Source organism: Brevibacillus brevis (assembly GCF_022026395.1).
Classification (GTDB): domain Bacteria; phylum Bacillota; class Bacilli; order Brevibacillales; family Brevibacillaceae; genus Brevibacillus.
This window is the reverse complement of the sequence record NZ_CP041767.1, coordinates 5115995-5136822: the sequence shown is the minus strand read 5'-3', so window position 1 is coordinate 5136822 and position 20828 is coordinate 5115995. Positions and strand designations below refer to the sequence as shown.

The following is a 20828-nucleotide window of genomic DNA, read 5'->3' as shown; positions in this document are numbered from 1 at the left end:
ATGTGGATGAGCAATGAAAACTTTTTCATATACGAAGTATTCAGCCAAAAAAGCGTAAATGCTCCGTTCGTCCAACAGTTCAGTTTGTTGGCACCCAATAAAGAAGTTGCCTTGAGCATGGCGAGGGAGAACTTCCTGCGTCGCGAGCCTTGTTTTAATTTGTGGGTAGTCAAGCGCGACGACATTTTTGGACTGCCGCCAGAGGAGCGTCCTTTCCTGGAAAGACTCGACAACAAGAGCTATCGGGAGACCAAAGGATATGGCGACTTGCAGTCGAGATGGCGCCACCATCGCGAGCAGTACGAAGAAAAACAGAAGCATGCAGGCAACGGCAGTTAAGCAGGAGGGATACAATCATGGGCGACCGTTTACATGTAGAAACAGTGGAAGCAGCAAAACAAAACCCGGCATTCGCAAAAGCCTTGACCGACCTGTTGTTCCAGCTTGCTGATGACGATTTTATATTGGCTTATCGTGGATCGGAATGGCTTGGGCTGGCTCCGCATATTGAAGAAGATGTGGCCTTTTCATCAATGTCTCAGGACATGATGGGCCATGCCGTAATGTTTTATGAAATGCTTGAGCAGCTAGGGGTGGGCAAAGCTGACGATCTCGCACAGCTGCGCAAGGCGAAGGCATTTTCCAATGCGATCCTGGTAGAGCGTAAAAACGGCGACGGCGAATACAACGATCATCCGCATTACGATTGGGCTTATGCGATTGTTCGCAGCTATGTTTATGGCTTATACAAGCAGGTTCGCTTGGAGGCACTTATGCAGTCGTCATACGCACCACTCGCGCTGGTCAGTCGCAAAATGATGACAGAGCATCGCTATCATCTGATGCACTGGCAAGTTTGGTTGAAGCAATTGGCGAACAGTACGGCTGATGCCCGTCAGAGGCTGGAGGCAGCCATTGCAAAAGTTTGGAAGGATGCCGGGGAGCTGCCTCATCTTGGACCAAACCAGGATGATATCGTTCAATTTGGTCTTATTGCAGATGAAGAGCAACTGAAACAAAAATGGCTGACGCTAACCAAAGACATTTTCGAAAAAGCAGGACTCGACTGGCCGGGTGAGCCAGGAATGCCACAAGAGCGAGGCCGTCACGGTGAACACACTGCTGATCTCGTGCAGGCTTTGGCTACCTTGTCTGAAGTGTATCGCATTGATCCGGCTGCAGGCTGGTAAAAAGGAGTGATTCTCTCATGGCGCAAGAAGAACTGCAACTGCATGAAGGGCTTGAAGCGACATGCTGGGAACTGCTGCAGCAAGTAACGGATCCCGAAATTCCGGTGATCAGCATGGTGGAGATGGGGATGATTCACAAAGTGCGCGTCGAGGCAGACGTCGTTCACGTCGAGGTGCTCCCTACCTTTGTCGGCTGTCCGGCACTCGAGATCATGAAGAAGAACATCACAGAAAAGCTGGTGGAGGCAGAAGGAATCAATCAGGTTCAGGTCGTGTTTGTCTATGATCCAGCCTGGACATCTGATCGTATCGCCTTGGATGCTCGCGATAAGTTGAAAAGCTTTGGCATCGCGCCGCCACCGCTTGACTTTAAACCGGGAGACACATGGGAAGTAGCCTGTCCCTACTGTGATTCCCCCTATACACAAATAGAAAATTTGTTTGGTCCTGCTGCTTGTCGAAGTATTTTGTATTGCCGGCACTGCAAAAATCCGTTTGAGGCCCTAAAACCAATCTATTGAGAGAGATTGAGAGGAGCGAAAGTCATGGGAGAGTACAAGCAAATGTTTATTAATGGAGAATGGGTAACGGCCGAAAGTGGCGAGTCCATTCAAATTACGAATCCTGCTACAGGTGAAACAGTTGGAACTGTAACCTTCGGCGATGGTCGCGATGCCAACAAGGCCATTGATGCCGCTCATCAGGCGTTTGCCAGCTGGTCTCGACTGACTGCTCGCGAGCGCGCCAAATATTTGTACAACTTGTCCGAGCTGGTGAAAAACAATCGGGATGAACTGGCGGGCATCATTTCTGCTGAAATGGGCAAGCCTTTGGGCGAGGCAAAAGGCGAAGTGCTGGGAGCCGCAGATAACTTTGTCTGGTACGCAGAAGAGGCCAAGCGTGTCAACGGAGAAACGATCCCATCCTCGGTTCCGAACAAGCGTATCATGGTGCTGCGTCAGCCTGTAGGGGTAGTAGGGGCGATTACCCCATGGAACTTCCCGGTGAACATGGTTGCACGGAAGATCGCTCCGGCTTTGGCTGCGGGCTGCACGGTGGTTTTAAAGCCAGCAGAAAGCACACCGCTGTCTGCGATTCGCATGTTTGAGCTGATTGAGCAGGCTGGCTTTCCAAAAGGCGTCGTAAATCTCGTCATTGGAAATCCGGAATCGATTGGGAAGGAGTTCATCGACAATCCGAAGCTCTCCAAAATCGGATTTACAGGCTCCACTCGTGTCGGCAAGCTGCTGATGGAGGGCGCGGCGAAGCAAGTGAAGCGCGTCAGCATGGAGCTTGGTGGTCACGCACCTTTCATCGTATTCCCGGATGCCGATCTGGATGCAGCCGTAAAAGGTCTGTTTGAGAGCAAGTTCCGCAACTCCGGTCAAATGTGCATTTGCACGAACCGCCTGTATGTCCATGAGGATGTCGCAGATTCGTTTACAGAAAAGCTGGTAGAGCGTCTGAAGCGTGCAAAGGTAGGGGATGGCCGCCAGAAAGAGACGGAGATCGGTCCACTTGTAAATGAGCGTGCCTTGAACAAGGTGCTCGAGCATATCGAAGACGCCAAAGACAAAGGCGGGCAAGTGGTATACGGCGGAAATCGTTTGGTTGAAGGTGATTATGAAAAGGGCTTCTATTGCGAACCGACTTTGATTGCTGGCGTTACAACGGATATGAAAATCTCCTTTGAGGAAACATTCGGTCCTGTCGTTCCACTCGTACGTTTTACAGAAGAAGCGGATGTCGTACAGATGGCAAACGATACACGTTACGGCTTGGCTGCTTATGTGTACACGCGCGATAATCAACGTTGCTTCCGCATGGCTGAGCTCCTCGAATACGGAATCGTTGGAATCAATGACGGATCGCCAACCCAGACACAAGCACCGTTTGGCGGTTTCAAGGAAAGCGGAATCGGCCGTGAGGGTGGCCGCTACGGAATGGATGAGTATTTGGAGACGAAGTTCGTTTCCTTTGGTTTGTAAGATAAGAAGAGAAGAAGAGTTCAGACAAGATCTGGACTCTTCTTTATTTTCATATGGGAAAGATTTTAAAACGTACCGATGAACAAACAAAGCTGGTGAGAAGAAAAAGCACAGGGCTCGTAGACCTTGACAACGCCTACCCAGTCGGAACTTCCAAAAGAGGACCACGCTTATCGAACACTTCTTCCCTGAGAAACTTCCGCCCGTAGGGTGGCTTTGGCTCGACGGTCCCCTTTTGGAAGTGGAGACGGACAGTATATCCCCCTTGCGGGCGTGTCAGTGTCGGAGAGAACTGTGCTTTTTCTTCTCCTCCACCATGATGACTCAATTCACAATAGGTTTTATGTGAATTTTTCGAATTGTATTGTTCAACACTTTGTTCATTTTTGTCTTCAAAGAAAAAGGGAATAAACGGTATAATGGAGATTGGATCAAGGGCAATATTTAATAGATAAAAATTGGTATTTCATATTGACACAAAATGTACATATGACGACGCCAAGTGAGAGTGGCATCGTCCAAGATTTCACATTCGGAAGGGAGGATATAAACTTGGGAAATGCACATCAAATGCACGAGATGTCACCGACTACCGGATCAGCAACCTTTTCGGATTTATGGAGTCCGGATGTGATGCTTCTATCGTTGCTCGTGACTACTGTCTACTTTCTCGTAACAGGTCCCATGCATAAACGTTTTGAAAACGCTACACCGGCGACTGGCAAGCAAAGATTGCTTTTTGTGTTGGCAATCGTATTGTTTTACATTGCACAAGGAAGCCCTATCAGTTATTACGGCCATCATTACATGTTTAGTTTACACATGCTCCAACAATCGATCTTGTACTTTGCTCTGCCACCACTCATGCTTCTGGCAATGCCTGAATGGCTTTTGGCCAAGATTTTCCGTCCGAAAGCGCTGAAGCTCATCCTAAACTCTTTGACACATCCGTTAGTGGCAGCGCTGTTGTTCAACTCCCTGTTTTCGTTTTACCATGTTCCGTTTATTTTTGATGCCGTCGCGATCAACCATGAGTGGATGACGTTTTATCATGTCATTCTCGTGATTGCCGCATTTGCAATGTGGTGGCCAATTGTGAGTCCGTTGTCTGATAACAAGCGACAACTGGCCGGATTGAAAAAACTGTCGTACGTTTTTGCAAACGGTGTCTTGATCACGCCAGCCTGCGCGCTGATTATTTTTGCCTCGGAACCGCTGTACGCTACGTATATAGCTGCTCCACAACTATTCCAGAGCCTGGACGCGTTTAATGATCAGCGTCTTGGCGGGATCATTATGAAGCTGGTACAGGAGCTTGTTTACGGCTGTGTGCTGGCCTATGTGTTCTACCATTGGTACAAGGCAGAGAAGCAGGACGACCTGCCGATGGATCAATCTTTCGGTGCTGAAAAGCCGACTTTTTAAATATGTGCGAACAGCAGAAACGTTTGTTGAATGAGGTGAAAAAATGGGGCTTATATTGCCTACAGTAAGTACGGCTTTTATCGTCATTAGCGGAATTCTCGTTGCGATTGGCTGGTACGCCATTGCGAAAAAGCAAGTAGAAAAGCATGTGAAGATTATGAAATGGGCTGCGATCTGTGCCACGATCTTCTTTATCACTTATGTTTCCAGAACGGCTTTTATTGGAAACACGCATTTTGGCGGACCTGACAGCATCAAACCAATCTATCAGACGTTCTTGTTCTTCCACATCGTCCTGGCAACAGTAGGTGGTGTGATGGGTCTGATTACACTCAGGTACGCTTACACGAAAAACTATGCTTCTCATCGGAAGATCGGTCCTTGGACGTCCATTGTCTGGTTTGTCACTTCGATTACAGGAGCTGCGGTTTATCTGCTGCTGTACTGGATTTATCCAGGTGGCGAGACCTCTGGCGTGCTGGATGTAATTTTTGGTAAGTGATCGTTTTAGTAGTTTTTGGGGCATTGGATACAATGTAGGTAGTTTATCCAGTCATGATTCGGATGTTCAGATAGAAGGAAACAGGAGGTACAAAACGTGGACCAGCAAATAACCGTGCAGGAATCGCTTGATGCCGATGCTTCTTCGCAGACACAGCCGGGAGGGCCAGCTACCTTTCGGGATTACGTACAACTGACGAAGCCCGGCATTACCCTGTCAAACTTGATGACCACTTTTGCTGCTTTATGGTTAGCGTCCTACGGTTATCCGAACTGGAAACTGGCTTTTTTCACCATGCTGGGAACCGCTTTGGTCATTATGTCGGGGGCGGCTTTAAATAATTTCTACGACCGAGATCTGGACAAAAAAATGAAGCGGACGCAACATCGGGCGGTAGCAACCGGAAGAATTTCTGCACGTAGCGCGATCATCTTGGGAATTGGTCTGCTGTTGGCAGGGGTTACTGTGTTGGCTGTATATGCGAATCCTTTGGCGGCGGTTTGGGGATTGATCGGTCACATTTTTTACGTGCTGATTTACACGCCGTTGAAACGAGTGACAACTCTCAATACGGTGATTGGCGGTATTTCAGGTGCAGCTCCTCCGGTAATTGGGTGGGTAGCAGTAACAGAGACCATGGACATGACTGCATGGCTGTTATTCCTGGTTTTGTTCTTGTGGCAGCCTCCCCATTTTTTGGCGTTGGCCATGCTGAAAACAGAAGAATACCGTGCAGGTAATCTGCCGATGCTACCGGTAGTAAAAGGCTTTGCCGAGACCAAGCGACAGATGGTGCTATGGGGTTCGGTGTTGCTCCCGGCTTCTTTGCTGCTGTTTGTCCATGCTAGTCTAGGCTATGTGTATTTGCTCGTCATGGGTGTGATGGGGATTGTGTACATGGTTTTGCTTTTCCAAGGGTTCAAAACCAAGGATGATCTTGCATGGGCACGCAAACTGTTCGGGTATTCCATCCTTTATTTGACAGTGTTTTGTGCAGTGATCGTCATCAGTACCATGGTCAACTATTATTGACACGAAACACTCACTAAATGTTCACGGAACATCCCTTGCTTAGCAGGGGATGTTTCATTATCGTAAAAGAGGACATAGAACGAGGTGTTGTTTGATCCTCACAAGAAACAGGGTGACTTACTATGGGAAAATGGCTGAAGCCATTAGCTTTTCTTGCTACCTTGATCATGTTTATCGTGATGGTAGCCGGTTCGCTTGTTACAAAGACAGATTCAGCACTCGGCTGTGGAAATGACTGGCCGCTGTGCAACGGTAAATGGGTTCCTGAATACACGTTGGCATCCATTATTGAATATTCTCATCGCCTGATTACGGGTGTTGCCGGTATTGTTGTCGCGATTTTTTCTGTACTTTGCTGGCGTTATTACAAAGACAACCAAGAAGTTCGCAATCTCGCTATTTTTGGTTTGTTTTTCATCGTAGTGGAGTCCATTCTCGGCGCTTCTGCCGTCATTTGGCCACAGTCCTCATCTGTTTTGGCTCTGCACTTCGGATTCTCCTTGCTTGCTTATTCAGGCGTGTTCCTGTTGAGTATGTTTGTTTATCAGCGAGAAAAAACGCAAAGTCTGGTGAAAACGACCGTCTCAAAAGGCTTCCGCAACTGGATGTGGTTCGTCGCTATTTATACGTACGCTGTCGTTTATCTCGGAGCGTATGTCAGACATACGGGTTCAAGTTTGGCATGCAGTGACTGGCCTCTGTGTCAGGGACAGGTCATCCCAGAGTTGTACGGACAGACCGGTATTCATTTTGCCCACAGAATCGCTGCGATGGTGTTGGGATTCTTGCTGTTGGGGACAATGATTTACTGTATACGTCATTTCAAGGAAAAACGGCGTGACTTGTACGGTGCAAGTATCCTGAGCTTTATTCTTTGCGTTGCGCAGGTGTTCAGCGGCGGCTTCGTGATTATTTACAAACTTCACCTGTACGCTACGCTGACTCACTCGATGATTATCACGATCTTGTTTGGGATCATCAGCTACATGTGTTTGCAGACATTGAAGTCACCGACAAATGAAAAGCTGAGAAGATAAGAGGAAAAGCTGCGCTCCTAATTCGTGGAGGGCAGCTTTTTTTATAAGTGGCTGCGGCGGGGGAAGAAGTCCATTTCCAGTCTACGCTTCGGCCTCCGCCCCACAAGGGGAGATTCACTGTCCGCCATTTATTTCATAGCTGGGTAGGGCATGAGAGGCGCTTGGACTGGAAATGCACTTCTCCCCACTACAACGGATAGAAGAAAACGCATTTAAAAACCGAACCGTCAGGCTATTGCCCAGACGGTTTTTCAACATTCATCGGAACAAAAACACCATTTTCCCAACGATACATTTGCAAAGCAGTCTCAGGTTTGCCCGGAAGTGGTTCACCTGTATCCGGGTTTAGCTCTTGCTTTGTTTGCCAGTAGTAGAGCAAAGGTTTTTCAGTGTCGTCATAAAGGATTTGATAACTGCCGACAGTCCGGAATAGTTGACCACCCGGCATGGAAACCGTTTCCCGCAGCAGCCCTTCCCATGCTTTGACTAGACGCCCTTTGTCCAAATACCACAGATTCGCCTCGTAGATACATATGCCGGAGCCGCCTGTATGGTGGATGGTTTCAAATACTCGTTTTTCTGCGAGCAAACGTGGTTCAGCGTCGTCGTTTTTGTCGATCTCGGAGTGATTCACTTCACGCGTATAGTCCCAATGATCCAATTGCAGGTGCGGTGGATTCCATTGCTCTTCCGCGATGAGGGCATACGTACGATCTGGTTTTTGATCCAAGATGTAAAAATTTCCGATATGTACGCTGCCGTTATGCTTGGCGACAATTTCTGGTTCTGGGTCATCATCCAGATTGACGAGTTGAAAATCAAAGTAGTCGGAAACAACTGGATCTTTGGCTTGCTTGTTAATCCATTCTATTACTTGGGTCTTGGTAGGCTCCTTGGAGGCAAGAGAAGAGGGGGCAGTGAGGACGAGACTGGAGGCGGCAAGTCCTACTGTCAGGTTGAGCAACAGGCGGGAATTACGCAACGGTAACGAGCTCCTTTCCGGGATGAGATCGATCAATCACGACCTATTCAGTTGGAAGACGAGCAGTCAGGAGCAAAAGTTACGGAAAAGTGGAGTAAATTTCAACCGCGAACAGCGCTGTCTTTTGTTACAATGAAAAGCAAACACATGATCGTGGAGAGTGATAGTAGCTATGCGGATATTACATACAGCCGATTGGCATTTCGGGCGGCAACTGGAAGGGCGGGACCGCCGCATTGAGCAAGTGGCATTTGTGGACGAGCTCTGTCACATAGCTGATAAGCGGGAAGTGGACCTGGTGCTCATTGCTGGGGATGTGTACGACTCTGTCAATCCGCCTGCTTGGGCGGAAGAGCTTTTTTATGATGCATTGGAGCGCTTGTCTTCGGAAGGCAGGCGAGGTGTTGTCGTGATCGCGGGGAACCATGACCAGCCTGAGCGGGTGCGGGCAGCAGCTCCGCTTGCCACAAAGCACGGGATCGTTTTGTTGGGGTTGCCGAAGGAAGCGCCATTGCTGACACAGGAAGCCTCGCCTGATCGCGTGCAAATTGTGCAGGGAGGCCCTTCTTGGCTGGAAATGAAGATTCCTGGCTGCGCCGCGAATGCGGTCATTTTGGCATTGCCCTATCCTTCTGAATCGCGATTAAAGGAGCTGTTGAGCGAAAGCTTTACCCAAGAGCAGATGCAGCTTGCTTTTTCCGAGCGTATTGCGCAATTGCTTGCTGATCTGTCTGTTCATTTTCGCGAGGATACGGTCAACCTGGTCACGAGTCACTTGTTTGTCATGGGCGGTAAGGAAACAGATTCCGAGCGACCGATTCAAATTGGGGGAGCGTTGACGGTATCGCCGCAGGCTTTTCCGAAGAACGCTGATTATGTGGCGCTCGGCCATCTCCATCGACTGCAAAAGCTCAGTGACAAGCCGTTGGTGCGTTACAGCGGCTCACCGATTTCGTACAGCTTTTCTGAAGCAGGTCAGAGCAAGGCAGTCGTACTGGTCGAGGTGGAGCCGGGACAAGAAGTGCGTGAGGAGATTATTTATTTGACGAGCGCACGGCCATTGGCACGTTGGAAGGCGACAGAGGGAATCGAGCAAGTCGAGCGCTGGTTGGAAGAGGGACGCGATGCAGGGGCGTGGATTGACTTGGAGCTGCATGTGTCTGGTGTGATCGACCCGGCAGAATTTCAGCGTGTCCGCAAGCTTTCGGATGATTTCTTGAAAATACAGCGTGTTGTTGTGAGAGAAGAGCGTGAGGAAGAAGAGGAACAGCGTGTCGAGCTGACAGAGCTGACCTCCGATCAATTGTTCAAACGCTTCTATGAACGAAAGAGGGGAGCAGAGCCGGATGAGCAGCTCGTGGCCTTGTTCCAGCGTCTATTGGCAGAAACCGGAGGAGAGGGGGAAGAAGAGTGAGACCGATACGATTGAAGCTGGCAGGGATGCACAGCTACCGAGAAATGCAAGAGGTCGATTTCGAAATGCTATGTCAGGCGGGACTGTTTGGGATATTTGGCCCGACTGGAAGCGGGAAATCGACGATTTTGGACGCGATCACGCTCGCGTTGTACGGGCAGGTCGTCCGGCTGGGCGGGGGAAACCATCCAAAAGAAGTGCTGAATCAGCTCGAGCAGCGCGTTTTCGTTTCCTTTACCTTTGAGCTGGGGACTGGCGATGAGCGCAAGCAATATACAGTGGAACGGGAATTTGGCTTGGATAAAAAGGGGAACAAGCGACAGCCGGAAGTGAGGCTGATTCAGTCGGGCGCCTTGACCGGAGAGCCGGATGTCGTATTGGAGTCTAAAGCCACGTCCGCGACAGCCGCGATTGAGGCACTGATTGGTCTCACTTTGCAGGACTTTACCCGGGCGGTTGTTTTGCCACAGGGTCAATTTTCCCGCTTTTTGACGCTGAAGGGCAGTGAACGCAATGAAATGCTGCAACGGATGTTCCGCCTACATATTTATGGGGAAAAGCTGAGTGAGCGCGTACGGCACGCGTTGGAGCAGGTCAAGGAACAGATGCATCGCTTGCAACTGGCGAGTGCAGCTCTGGGTGACGCAGGCCCGGAAGCCTTGGAGCTGGCGAGACAAACGTGGGAGGAAGCTGCGCAAAAAGAGCAGGAATTCACCCAGCAAAAACAGGAGCTGGCAGGGAAGCTCAAGGAGCTGGAGCAGCTTAACCAGTGGCATCACGAGCTATTGCATGTCCAGGCGCAACTACAGCAGCAGGAAGCAAATGAAGCGGAAATAGCAGCTCTAACGGCAAAGATTCGCGAGTGGGAGTCAAGTATTCGGCTGTGGCCATTACTCCAGCAATATGAGCGCTTGGATCAGGAATGGCATGCGACCGGTGCGGCATTGGAACGCAGCCGCGAACAACAGGAGAGTGCTCGTTTAGCCGTAGATGAGGCAGAGCAAGCGTATCAGAAGGTCCATGCCGAGTTGGCTGTACAAGAGCCGTTACTAATTCAGCAAAAGGGCAGGCTGGTACAGGCACAGGAGTGGGAAGAGGAGCTAAAGGCGATCCGGGAAGAGTGGACAGGTCTGGAACGTGAATGGAACGAAGTGTCAGTTGCCTTGACCAACATAGAGCAACAGCTGGAAAAGGATGAAGCCGACTTAAAAAACTGGGAGCTTGCGTGGGCGGACCTGCAAGAACAGATGAAGCAGGTCACGATCTCTCCTGAATGGCGAGCACAAATAGCGGCAGCCAGAGAAGCGAAGCAGCAGTGGGAGCGTGACTATGCCAAGGTACGTGAGCTGGAAAAAGAACAACTCGCAGCTCAGCAGCAGATTCAGGCGGCAGCCCATACAGCTGATGAGCACAAGCGTAGCTGGGAAGCGTGTGCGAATCGCTTGGCACAAAAAAGAGAAGAGCTGGCAGCACCATCCGACACGGCTTTGATGAGCGAAGCGGAATGGGAGAAAGCAAGAAATGTACTGGCAGACATGAAGCAGGTAGGTCGCCAGTGGCGGGAAGTATTGCAGGCTTTCTCATCATGGCAGGAAAAGTCTCAGCACATCATCCAGGAGCGCAAACAGTTGGATGAGCGGAATCAGGAGCTGACTCGGGAAGTAGAGGCAAGCGAAGCGCTTGTGAAAAGTCAACTGACCCAACGAGATGAGCTGCGACAGGAATGGGAAAGATGGCAGCAGGAAAATATGGCGCGATTTTTGCGTGAACGTTTAGAGGAAGGAAAGGAGTGTCCGGTATGTGGTTCCGAGCACCATCCACACGGCCACCAGAAGCATACAAAAGCATCTGAAGCGGGAACGGAGGGTGATACCCTGCGTGCTCGAATCAAAGCGTCAGAGGAGGCTTTGCGTGCGGCTGAACAAGAAGCAGGCAAGACCAAGGAAGCTTGGTTGGCAGCAAAGGGAGCGCTTGCTGCTTTTGATGAGCGCCTAGCAAGTGTAAAGGCCGAACAGGAACAGCTGGAAGCGCGCTTGGACGCGATCAAGGCAGAGTGCCACGGGTACGGACAGCCTTGGATCGTGGATTCTTTTGAAGAGCTTCTCGCCGTCTATCAGCGTGAGGAAAAGGAACTGATTGCCAAGCAAGCGGAAAGAGAGCGGCTAAAAGCAGAGCGGGAGCAATTGCAGCACCAGTTGGAGGTCTTGCGTGAGGAAGAGGCGGAAAAGAAACGCTTGATGGAGCGGAGCGCGCTGTTGCTCGAGCAGGAACAGAAGGCAATCGATGAGAATAAAGTTCGCCTGGACGCTGCTTTCACACAAGAAAAGCAATCTAGAGAAGAGCTGGACACGAAGCGCAATGAACTTCCCATCGAGGAAATCGAACAGCGGTACGAGGAAATCGGAAAATCAGATCGCCGATTGGCGGAACTCCAACAGGTGCGATCAGAGAAAGAAACGCAGCGCGGGAAGCTGATGATGCAGGTAGAAGCCGCCAAATCGCGCAAGGTAGAGGGCAAATCACGGGAAGCGGCGCTGAAGGAAAAGCTGGAAGATAGAAAGCGCATGTGGGAACAAAAGCATGCTCAATGGCTGGAACGCACGGGTGGACTTACTGCGCAGGAGTGTCTGATGCAGGTAGAGGATACTCTACTCCGTTTACGTCAGGCAGTTACGCTGGCAGAGACAAAGCGCAAAGAAACTGCCGAAGCGCGGGAAACGGTGCAAAACAATCTGGTCAAGTATTCGGAGACGCTCGCGATCCTCACACGGCAACGCACGGAAGCTCATGAGACATTGTATCAGGGCTTACAGGAAACAGGTCTCGGTACTGTCGATTATGTACGAGAGCGGTATGCAGAGCGCGAGCAATTGCCTCAGGCACAGGAGCAAGTCGAGGCTTACACGCGAGTCGCTGGGCAGCTTCGTTATGAGGAAGAAAGGCTTCAACAAGCAATAGCAGGCCGTTCGTTTACACAAGAAGAACTCACCACCGCAAAAGAGGCGTGGGATCAATGGGAGCAAGCCTTCCAGGAGGCGCAAAAGCAAGTCGCTGTCGCCAAAGAGCATGTGGATCGCATGGAAAAAAATCATGACAAATGGCAAGAACTCCATAAAGAGATGGTACAGCAGCAGGATGAGCAGAGCCGCTTGGAAGAGTTGAAAAAATTGTTCGAAGCCAAGGCGTTTGTCCAGTTCATTGCGGAGGAAAAACTGGTATCAATCGCAAGAGACGCTTCCTATCACCTCAAGCGAATGACCGCCAACCGCTACGGGCTGGAAATCGGGGACGAGGGCGAATTTGTTTTGCGGGATGAGGGAGCTGGAGGAATGCGCCGCCCAGTAAGCACATTGTCTGGCGGGGAAACATTCCTGACCTCCTTGTCGCTGGCTCTAGCCCTGTCAATGGAGATTCAAATGCGTGGCGGACGCTTGGAGTTTTTCTTCCTGGACGAAGGCTTTGGGACACTTGATCCGGAGCTTTTGGAGGTCGTTATGGATGCGCTTGAGCGACTGCGCATGGACGATTTTACCATTGGGGTCATTAGCCACGTTCCGGAAATACGTGTGCGCATGCCGCGTCGTCTGGTCGTGACACCTGCAGAACCGATGGGAAAAGGAAGCATGCTGCATCTGGAAATGGAGTAGGGAAGGGGAAAAATCATGGCAGTCCAATTTATACTGGGACGGGCAGGAACGGGGAAGACAGAATCGATTCATCGGCAGATGCAAGCCCGGCTGCGGGAAAAGCCGTTGGGTTCTCCTATGATTCTGCTCGTGCCGGAACAGGCCAGCTTTCAGGAAGAGTATGCGCTCGCTACACTGCCAGAGCTGGGCGGTGTGATGGGGACGCAGGTGCTCAGCTTCGGTCGATTGGCTCACAGGCTCATGCAGGAGCTGGGCGATCTGACTACCGTGCCTGTTGACGATCTGGGTAAGCATATGGTTTTGCGCATGCTTTTGGAGCGGCATAAGGAAGAGTTGAACGTATTCGGGCGCTCGGCGACACAGCCTGGGTTTGCTGCTCAGCTCGGTCGCTTGATTAGTGAGTGCAAATCGTATGGGGTATCCTTCACCCATTCCGAGAATCTGGAATGGGGAGGAGCCAATCTCAATCAAAAAATACATGACCTCCGCTTGATTATGAATGCGTACGAGGCTTACTTGTCAGAGGGATATTGTGATGCGGACGACATCCTGAACCGAGTGGCCACGATGGTGCGTGATTCCACCTACATCAAGCAGGCTGAAATATTTATCGATGGATTTACCGGATTTACGAATCAAGAGCTGCGCTTGATCGATCAGTTGATGCAGCACGCCAAGCAGGTGACGATTGCGCTGACGCTTGATCCGAATGAACGTGACGCTTCTGTGGATGAGCTGGGGCTGTTCCACCCTACACTGCGAACATACCAAGCCCTGACACTGATGGCGCGTGAATCGGGTGTATCAATCGCCAAGCCGCTTTTATTGACCGAGGCAAAGCGCTTCAAGAGCAGTCCGTGGTTGCGTCAGGTCGAACAAGTGTATTTCCAATGGGGAGACCCGCCAATACCGGATCAGCCTGGACGAGCGGACGAAGTGACGATGCTCTCAGCGGTGAACAGGCGCGCAGAGGTAGAGGCTGTGGCGTTGAGGCTCCTGTCTCTGTCGAGAGAAGAGGGATATCGCTGGAAGGACATGGCGATTTTGCTTCGGGAAATCGGGACGTACGCCGATGAAATTTCCGCTGTATTTACCGAATACGGCATCCCGCACTTCTTGGACCAGAAGCGCTCCGTCATGCACCATCCCTTGGTGGAGCTGGTGCGCTCGGCTTTGGAGGTCATTGTAACGAGGTGGCGGTACGACGCTGTTTTCCGCTGCTTGAAAACAGACCTGCTCCTTTTGGATATCACCGATGAGCATACAGCACGGAGGGAAATCGATCGACTGGAAAACTACGTGCTGGCTCATGGTGTCTTTGGTTATCAATGGGCAGAAGAATCTGCTTGGCATTTCCGCGGGCAGGCAGGCGCCGAGGAAGACGCGCAAATCGATGAGCTGAGACGCAAATACGCAGCGCCGCTCCTGTCCTTTGAAAAAGAGATGAAGCAAGCAGCGGGTCTAAACGTACAGGAAATGACCCTTTCCCTGTACAACCTTCTGATCGCACTGGATGTACCTAACAAGCTGGAGTATTGGCAGCGAAAGGCAGAAAATGACGGCGATCTCGATGCAGCACAGGTGCACGGACAAGTATGGACAGGATTGATCGAGCTGATGGACCAGGTCGTAGAGGTCATGGGCGACGAGAGCATGGATCTGGCGACATTCGCCCGTGTGCTCGACAGCGGTCTGGAGACGATTGAACTGGGACTCGTTCCCCCGGCGTTGGATCAGGTGTTGATCGGGGCGATGGAACGCTCCCGTCAACCGGATGTCAAAGCTCTGTTTTTGCTTGGTGTAAACGAAGGCATTATTCCGTTGCGTCCAAAAGAAGAAGGAATTCTGGATGAGGCGGAACGGGAGCGACTGGCTGAAATGGGCATGTCTCTGGCACCGAGTGCGAAGCAACGGCTGATGGCAGAGCCTTACCTGCTGTACCAGGCGATGACGAGACCGTCAGAGAGGCTGATCCTGAGTTGTGCGTTGGCAGATGAAGAGGGCAAGGCCCTGTTGCCTTCCTCAGTGTTTACCCGCATTCGGGAAGTACTGCCGGATATCCCGCATCAGGTGTTCTACAATGAACCGACGGGGCAGCACGAGACAGACGTATTCCTGCTCGGACATCCGAGACGTGTGTTCCGCCATCTTTTGACGCTATTACGATCGATGAAGAAGACAGGTGAGCTGCCAGACTTCTGGTGGGAGGTATACGACTGGTATATTCGCTCTTCTCCCGATGTCAAACGGGAGCAGTGGCTGTTGTCCGGCTTGCGTTATTTCAATCGACCGCAGGAGCTGGATTTGGAAACGAGCACGACGTTGTACGGCAAACAACTGAAAATGAGCGTGTCTCGTCTGGAGCGGTTCCAGTCATGTCCGTTCTCGCATTTCTCTTCTCACGGCCTCAGATTGGCGGAGAGAACGATGTACAAGCTGGAGCGTTTCGATGTGGGAGAACTGTTCCACGCTTCACTCAAGCGAGCCGTTGAAAAAATGAACGAAGACAATCTGGAGTGGAGCAAGCTGACGGAAGACAATAGCATGCAGCTTGCAAACGTGGTCGTAGAAGAACTGGTTCCTGCGACTCGCAGCAGCATTTTGACGCGGACAGCCCGGTATCGTTATTTGTCCGGCAAGCTGAAGCGAGCAGTTGGCCGCGCGATTTATGTACTTGGGGAGCATGCGAAGCGCAGCCGTTTTGCCCCGGTAGGACTGGAGGTTTCCTTTGGGCCGAATTCAGATTTGCCGGGATTGGCTTTAACGCTTGAAAATGGCGTGGAGCTTCAGTTAATCGGACGAATTGACCGCGTTGACCAATCACTGGATAGTGAGGTCCCGTATTTGCGCGTGATTGACTACAAGTCCAGTCCCAAGCAGTTGTCCCTCTCCGACGTTTGGAATGGCCTGAATTTGCAATTGCTCGTCTATCTCGATGTCGTCGTGGCAAATGCGGAGGAATGGCTGGGGAAAAAAGCCGAAATGGGAGGCGTTTTCTACTATCAGGTAGCGGATCCTTTTGTAACGGCAAAACGCTTGCTAACGGCTGACGAAGCGGCAAAGGAGCGGGCAAAGCGCTTGCGCATGAAAGGCTTGATGCTCGCAGATCCAGAGCTGGCTAGAATGATGGATGGCTATGTAGAGCAAGGGGCGTCAGAGCTGGTGCCATTTGAAATCAAAAAGGATGGTACGCTTTCGTCGCGATCATCTGTGGCAACAGCCGAGCAGTTCCAAGCCTTGACTTCTTATGTTCGCGATACTGTGAAGCAAATCAGTACGCGTATGACCAATGGGGAAATCCAAATCGAACCGTACACAAACGGGACGATGACCGCTTGCGATTACTGTTCATACAGGCCGGTATGCAAGTTCGACGGAGATGCAGGCGGGAATGAGCACCGACAGCTTGCCAAGTGGAACAACAAGCAAATATGGAGCATGCTGGCAGAGCAGCAGATGGCAGGAGAAGGAGGAATGACCGATGGCGGATCAACAGTTGCAGGCCAAGCCTGAACAATGGACGGACGAGCAATGGCAAGCGATTGTCCAGCGCGGGAACAATCTCCTGGTGGCCGCTGCGGCAGGCTCCGGGAAAACCTCAGTCCTGGTTGAGCGGATTATCCGACGCATCATGGACGAGAAGGACCCGGTTGGCGTTGATCAGCTGTTGGTGGTGACCTTTACCAATGCGGCTGCAGCAGAGATGCGACACCGGATTGGCGATGCCTTGCGAAAGGCCTTGAAAGATGACCCGCACTCCTCTCATCTGCGCCGGCAACTGGCACTGCTCCAGCGGGCGACGATTACGACACTTCACTCGTTTTGCTTGGGAATTTTGCGCCAGTATTACTATCTGATTGATCTCGATCCTGATTTTCGCATTGCTGATCAGATGGAAGGGGAGCTTTTGCGGCAGGATGTCTTGGAGGAACAGCTGGAGAGCTGGTACGAGAATGACGCGGACTTTCATGCATTAGCTGATGTGATGCTGGACGGTCAGGATGACCATGCCCTCACCCTGTTGCTGCTCAGGCTGTATGAGTTTTCGCGCAGTCATCCGGCACCAGAACAATGGCTTGGGGAAGCGGCAGGAATGTTTGCGGTTCACGATAAAAACGGCCTGGACGGGCTGGAGTGGAGTAGAAGCGTGCTGCGTTCTGTGGAGCTGGCACTCGGTGGAATGACCGCTAAGATGCGCAGGGCAGTTCTTCTGGCTGGCTCACCGGAAGGGCCAGCTGGCTATTTGCCTTTACTTGAGGCGGAGGCGGCTGCCCTGCACCGTGCAGGAGCGGCTTGCAGAGATGGCTGGGAAGCGACCGCCGAAGCGATTCGAGGAGTTGTTTTTGCCAAGCTTCCTCCGGTGAAAGGCACAGATCCGCTCGTGAAGGAACAGGTGCAAGACCTGCGAAACAGTGTGAAAAAGGAACTGGCAGAGCAAATCGAGCAGTACTTTTCTACGCCAGCCGAGCAGTACGTCGCGGACTTGCAGCGGATTGCTCCTCACATGCAGACATTGGCTAGGCTGGTGACAGCATTTTCGGATGCTTTTCAATTGGAGAAGCGTTCACGTGGCTTGGTCGACTTTGGCGACTTGGAGCATCTGGCTCTGCGTGTTCTAACCGAAACGAATGAGTCTGGGGAGACTGTTCCTTCGTCTATCTCCACTCAATTGCGCGAACAGTTCGCTGAAGTACTCGTAGACGAATACCAGGATATCAACCTCGTGCAAGAGACAATCTTGCAAATGGTTTCCCGAGACGGAGCGAATGGTCAGCCAGCGAATCGCTTCATGGTAGGGGATGTGAAGCAGAGTATTTATCGGTTCCGCTTGGCAGAGCCGAAGCTGTTTCTCGAAAAATATGTGACCTATCAAAAAGATGGTGACACCGACGAAGCTTGCATCGGTCGGCGTATCGATCTGGCGGCGAACTTCCGCAGTAGAAGGGAAGTTGTAGATGCCGTTAACTTTTTGTTTCGCCAGATCATGTCTCACGGGGTAGGTGAGATTGGCTATGATCCTTCGGCGGAGCTGATCAACCGTGCATCTTATCCTGAAGCACAGCCTAACCGTTTGCAGGCAGAGATGCATCTGATCGATCGGAATACAGCGATAGCAGAAGAAGGTCAGGCGGTAGTTGCAGAGGGGACAGATGAGGGCGAAGCTGGTATACCCGAGGGAGAGTCCACAGAGGAAGCGAGTGTGGCACAGCTGGAAGCACGCCTAATCGCCAGCCGTATTCGTCGCTGGATGGAGCCGGGCGAGGGAGAAGAGCCGCTACTCGTTTTCGATAAAAAGGCTGGGGGAATGCGCCCGCTGGCCTATCGCGATATCGTTATTTTGCTTCGTGCGACCTCGGGCTGGGGGCAGACGATGCAAGAGGAGCTGCACGCAGCAGGAATTCCTGTGTATGCGGAGCAGACTGCGGGTTATTTTGCGGCGACTGAGGTAGAAACGATGCTCTCCTTGTTGCGTGTCATTGACAACCCGCTCCAAGACATTCCATTGGCAGCTGTATTGCGATCACCTATCGTCGGTTTGCGGGAGGAGCAACTTGCTCAAATCCGCATTCACTACGCGACAGGGCCGTTTCACCAAGCTGTTCTTCAATATGCAGAAGAACGCCCGCCCCAAGAGTCGTGGGAGAAAAGACTGCGGCAGTTCTTTGGCCGATTGGATCTATGGCGGACAGAGGCTCGCAGAGGTGCTCTATCGGAACTGCTGACGACGCTGTACCGGGAGACAGGTTATCTCGATTATGTAGCGGCTCTGGAAAACGGTCAGCAGCGACAGGCCAACTTGCGTGCGCTCTATGATCGGGCGAGACAATACGAAGCTGGCTCCTATCGTGGTTTGTTCCGCTTTTTGCGCTTTGTCGACCGTCTGCAAGAAGCGGGCAATGATATGGGCGAAGCAAGAACCATCGGGGAAAACGAGGATGTCGTACGTATCATGACGATCCACAAAAGTAAGGGGCTGGAGTTCCCTGTTGTATTTGTGGCGGGCATGGGCAAGCAGTTTAATACGATGGATTTGAAAAGCCAGTTTTTGTTGCATAAAGATCTGGGCTTTGGCCCGATGGCTGTTGAGCCCTCCATGCAGCTGCGCTATCCGAGTCTGGCTGCGCTGGGCATCCGGCAAAAGCTGCGTCGGGATATGCTGGCTGAGGAAATGCGTGTGCTTTACGTGGCTTTGACGCGTGCACGCGAGAAGCTCATTCTTGTCGGTTCATCCAAGGATCTCGCAAAAAGTGTGACGGACTGGGGCAGACAGGATGACAGCGAGCGGCTCAGTGACGAAGACTTGATTCAGGCAAAGGGATACCTGGACTGGGTGGGGCGTGCGATGCTGCGACATCCTGGGGCAGGATTGCTGCGGGGATACCCAGAGCAACAAGGCTCAGGAGAAGTCGTGAGAGTCAGAAGTGTGCCGGATGATTCGGTTTGGTCGTTTCACTTCTATCAGGCAGATGAGCTCCGTGCCCAAGGAGAGTCAACCAACGACGAGGTATCTCTGTGGGAGCGCATGACCAGACGAGAGGCGATCGCGGAACGACCGTCTGATGACACGTTACGTGAGATTGTCGACAAGAGATTAGGATGGCAGGACCCGCATCCAATCGCGCCACGCGTAGCTGCGAAATGGAGTGTCAGCGAACTCAAGCGACATGCCAAAGTCAGCAAAGGCGGACAGCCACTCACTCTGCCGTCCATTACGGAAAAGCCAAAGTTTTTATCTGAGCAAAAATCGAATCGGCTGACAGCAGCAGAAAAAGGGACAATCACTCACTTAGTGTTCCAGCATCTCGATTTAAAGCGTCCGCTGGATGAAGCGGATATTCGGGAGCAGGTGATGGAACTAGCAGCACGCCGCTTTTTGACTGACGAACAGGTAGAAGCAGTAGATGTTTCCCAAATTGCCCGATTCTTCGCTGATCCTTTGGGGCAGCGAATGAAGGCTGCGGCGGTCGTTCATCGTGAATTACCATTTACCCTCGTGCTTCCTGCATATGAAGTAGAAGCGGAGTTGGGTGAAGAGAGCGACGAGCAGGTTGTCGTCCAAGGGGTCATTGATTGCCTGTTGGAGGAGCAGGATGGAAGCCTCGTCCTGATCGACTTCAAGACAGATTGGATGGCAAAAGAGGCGACTGCCATAGCTATCGAAGAGATGAAAAGAAGATACGAAGGACAGATCAGGCTATACGTCCGAGCGATCAAGCAGATTCTCAAGCCAAAAGGGAACGTGTCTAGTTATCTTTATTTGCTTTCAGGTGGATTCTCACTATCGTTTTCGGATGAAAGCATAGATTAGTATGTTGGACCGTCAGGGTTAATAGCTCTGGCGGTCTTTTTGTTTATTAGAGCTGCTGTGGTGGGGGAAGAAGCGCATTTCCAGTCTACGCTTCGGCCTACGCCCCGCAAGGAGGGAATGACTGTCCGCTGCGAAATGAATGGCGGGAGCGCTTCAAACGTAGAAGTTTCGATGAAGAATTTCATAGGTGAAGCTGAAATTCCCCGCCATTCATTTCGCAGCTAGGATGGGCTCCAGAGGCGCTTGGACTGGAAATGCGCTTCTTCCTGCGCAGCTTTTGGTTAACTACTTGAAAGTAGGTT

Annotated in this window: 13 protein-coding genes; 12 read left to right on the top strand and 1 reads right to left on the bottom strand. The window is 51.5% G+C overall.

The window, feature by feature from the left end; genetic code table 11:
* Nucleotides 1-6: 6 nt before the first annotated feature.
* The 8 genes from paaB to FO446_RS24360 all read left to right on the top strand — a co-directional run bounded on the left by paaB (nucleotide 7) and on the right by FO446_RS24360 (nucleotide 7174).
* Nucleotides 7-339: a 1,2-phenylacetyl-CoA epoxidase subunit PaaB gene (paaB, locus tag FO446_RS24395; protein WP_015893218.1), complete on the top strand. Its 333-nt coding sequence runs from the start codon at nucleotides 7-9 to the stop codon at nucleotides 337-339.
* 17 nt (nucleotides 340-356) lie between these two features.
* Complete coding sequence (paaC, locus tag FO446_RS24390; protein WP_237899336.1) at nucleotides 357-1190, top strand: 1,2-phenylacetyl-CoA epoxidase subunit PaaC; 834 nt, start codon at nucleotides 357-359, stop codon at nucleotides 1188-1190.
* Between the two features lie 17 nt (nucleotides 1191-1207).
* On the top strand, nucleotides 1208-1711 hold the full coding sequence (gene paaD, locus FO446_RS24385) for a 1,2-phenylacetyl-CoA epoxidase subunit PaaD (RefSeq protein ID WP_173609907.1): 504 nt from the start codon (nucleotides 1208-1210) through the stop codon (nucleotides 1709-1711).
* A gap of 24 nt (nucleotides 1712-1735) precedes the next feature.
* On the top strand, nucleotides 1736-3178 hold the full coding sequence (locus tag FO446_RS24380) for an NAD-dependent succinate-semialdehyde dehydrogenase (RefSeq protein WP_237899334.1): 1443 nt from the start codon (nucleotides 1736-1738) through the stop codon (nucleotides 3176-3178).
* A gap of 552 nt (nucleotides 3179-3730) precedes the next feature.
* A complete protein-coding gene (locus tag FO446_RS24375; RefSeq protein ID WP_173609909.1) occupies nucleotides 3731-4603 on the top strand; it encodes a cytochrome c oxidase assembly protein in 873 nt (290 codons plus the stop codon).
* 43 nt (nucleotides 4604-4646) lie between these two features.
* Nucleotides 4647-5105, top strand: a complete 459-nt coding sequence (locus FO446_RS24370; RefSeq protein ID WP_232774056.1) for a DUF420 domain-containing protein — start codon at nucleotides 4647-4649, stop codon at nucleotides 5103-5105.
* A 96-nt stretch (nucleotides 5106-5201) separates the two neighbouring features.
* Nucleotides 5202-6137: a heme o synthase gene (gene cyoE / locus FO446_RS24365; protein WP_237899333.1), complete on the top strand. Its 936-nt coding sequence runs from the start codon at nucleotides 5202-5204 to the stop codon at nucleotides 6135-6137.
* Between the two features lie 122 nt (nucleotides 6138-6259).
* Complete coding sequence (locus tag FO446_RS24360; protein WP_221867819.1) at nucleotides 6260-7174, top strand: COX15/CtaA family protein; 915 nt, start codon at nucleotides 6260-6262, stop codon at nucleotides 7172-7174.
* A 232-nt stretch (nucleotides 7175-7406) separates the two neighbouring features.
* On the opposite strand, the gene FO446_RS24355 is transcribed toward FO446_RS24360, so the two are convergent.
* Nucleotides 7407-8156: an inositol-3-phosphate synthase gene (locus tag FO446_RS24355; RefSeq protein ID WP_237899332.1), complete on the bottom strand. Its 750-nt coding sequence runs from the start codon at nucleotides 8154-8156 to the stop codon at nucleotides 7407-7409.
* 172 nt (nucleotides 8157-8328) lie between these two features.
* On the opposite strand from FO446_RS24355, the gene FO446_RS24350 reads away from it, so the two are divergent.
* The 4 genes from FO446_RS24350 to addA are packed head-to-tail and all read left to right on the top strand — an operon-like array spanning nucleotide 8329 to nucleotide 20526.
* The gene (locus tag FO446_RS24350; protein ID WP_237899331.1) at nucleotides 8329-9570 is read left to right on the top strand and encodes an exonuclease SbcCD subunit D; all 1242 of its coding nucleotides are present in this window, start codon (nucleotides 8329-8331) and stop codon (nucleotides 9568-9570) included.
* Nucleotides 9567-13217: an AAA family ATPase gene (locus tag FO446_RS24345; RefSeq protein WP_237899330.1), complete on the top strand. Its 3651-nt coding sequence runs from the start codon at nucleotides 9567-9569 to the stop codon at nucleotides 13215-13217. Before FO446_RS24350 ends, FO446_RS24345 begins: the two co-directional genes overlap by 4 nt.
* Nucleotides 13218-13232: 15 nt before the next feature.
* The gene (addB, locus tag FO446_RS24340; protein WP_237899329.1) at nucleotides 13233-16730 is read left to right on the top strand and encodes a helicase-exonuclease AddAB subunit AddB; all 3498 of its coding nucleotides are present in this window, start codon (nucleotides 13233-13235) and stop codon (nucleotides 16728-16730) included.
* Entirely contained in the window at nucleotides 16699-20526 is a 3828-nt protein-coding gene (gene addA / locus FO446_RS24335) for a helicase-exonuclease AddAB subunit AddA (RefSeq protein WP_237899328.1), read from the top strand. The genes addB and addA overlap by 32 nt, the downstream gene beginning before the upstream one ends.
* Nucleotides 20527-20828 lie beyond the last annotated feature (302 nt).

Coding starts and splice junctions, on each gene's coding strand:
- paaB (WP_015893218.1), top strand. CDS start 7: ATGAGCAATGAAAACTTTTTCATATACGAAGTATTCAGCCAAAAAAGC.
- paaC (WP_237899336.1), top strand. CDS start 357: ATGGGCGACCGTTTACATGTAGAAACAGTGGAAGCAGCAAAACAAAAC.
- paaD (WP_173609907.1), top strand. CDS start 1,208: ATGGCGCAAGAAGAACTGCAACTGCATGAAGGGCTTGAAGCGACATGC.
- FO446_RS24380 (WP_237899334.1), top strand. CDS start 1,736: ATGGGAGAGTACAAGCAAATGTTTATTAATGGAGAATGGGTAACGGCC.
- FO446_RS24370 (WP_232774056.1), top strand. CDS start 4,647: ATGGGGCTTATATTGCCTACAGTAAGTACGGCTTTTATCGTCATTAGC.
- FO446_RS24360 (WP_221867819.1), top strand. CDS start 6,260: ATGGGAAAATGGCTGAAGCCATTAGCTTTTCTTGCTACCTTGATCATG.
- FO446_RS24350 (WP_237899331.1), top strand. CDS start 8,329: ATGCGGATATTACATACAGCCGATTGGCATTTCGGGCGGCAACTGGAA.
- addB (WP_237899329.1), top strand. CDS start 13,233: ATGGCAGTCCAATTTATACTGGGACGGGCAGGAACGGGGAAGACAGAA.
- addA (WP_237899328.1), top strand. CDS start 16,699: ATGGCGGATCAACAGTTGCAGGCCAAGCCTGAACAATGGACGGACGAG.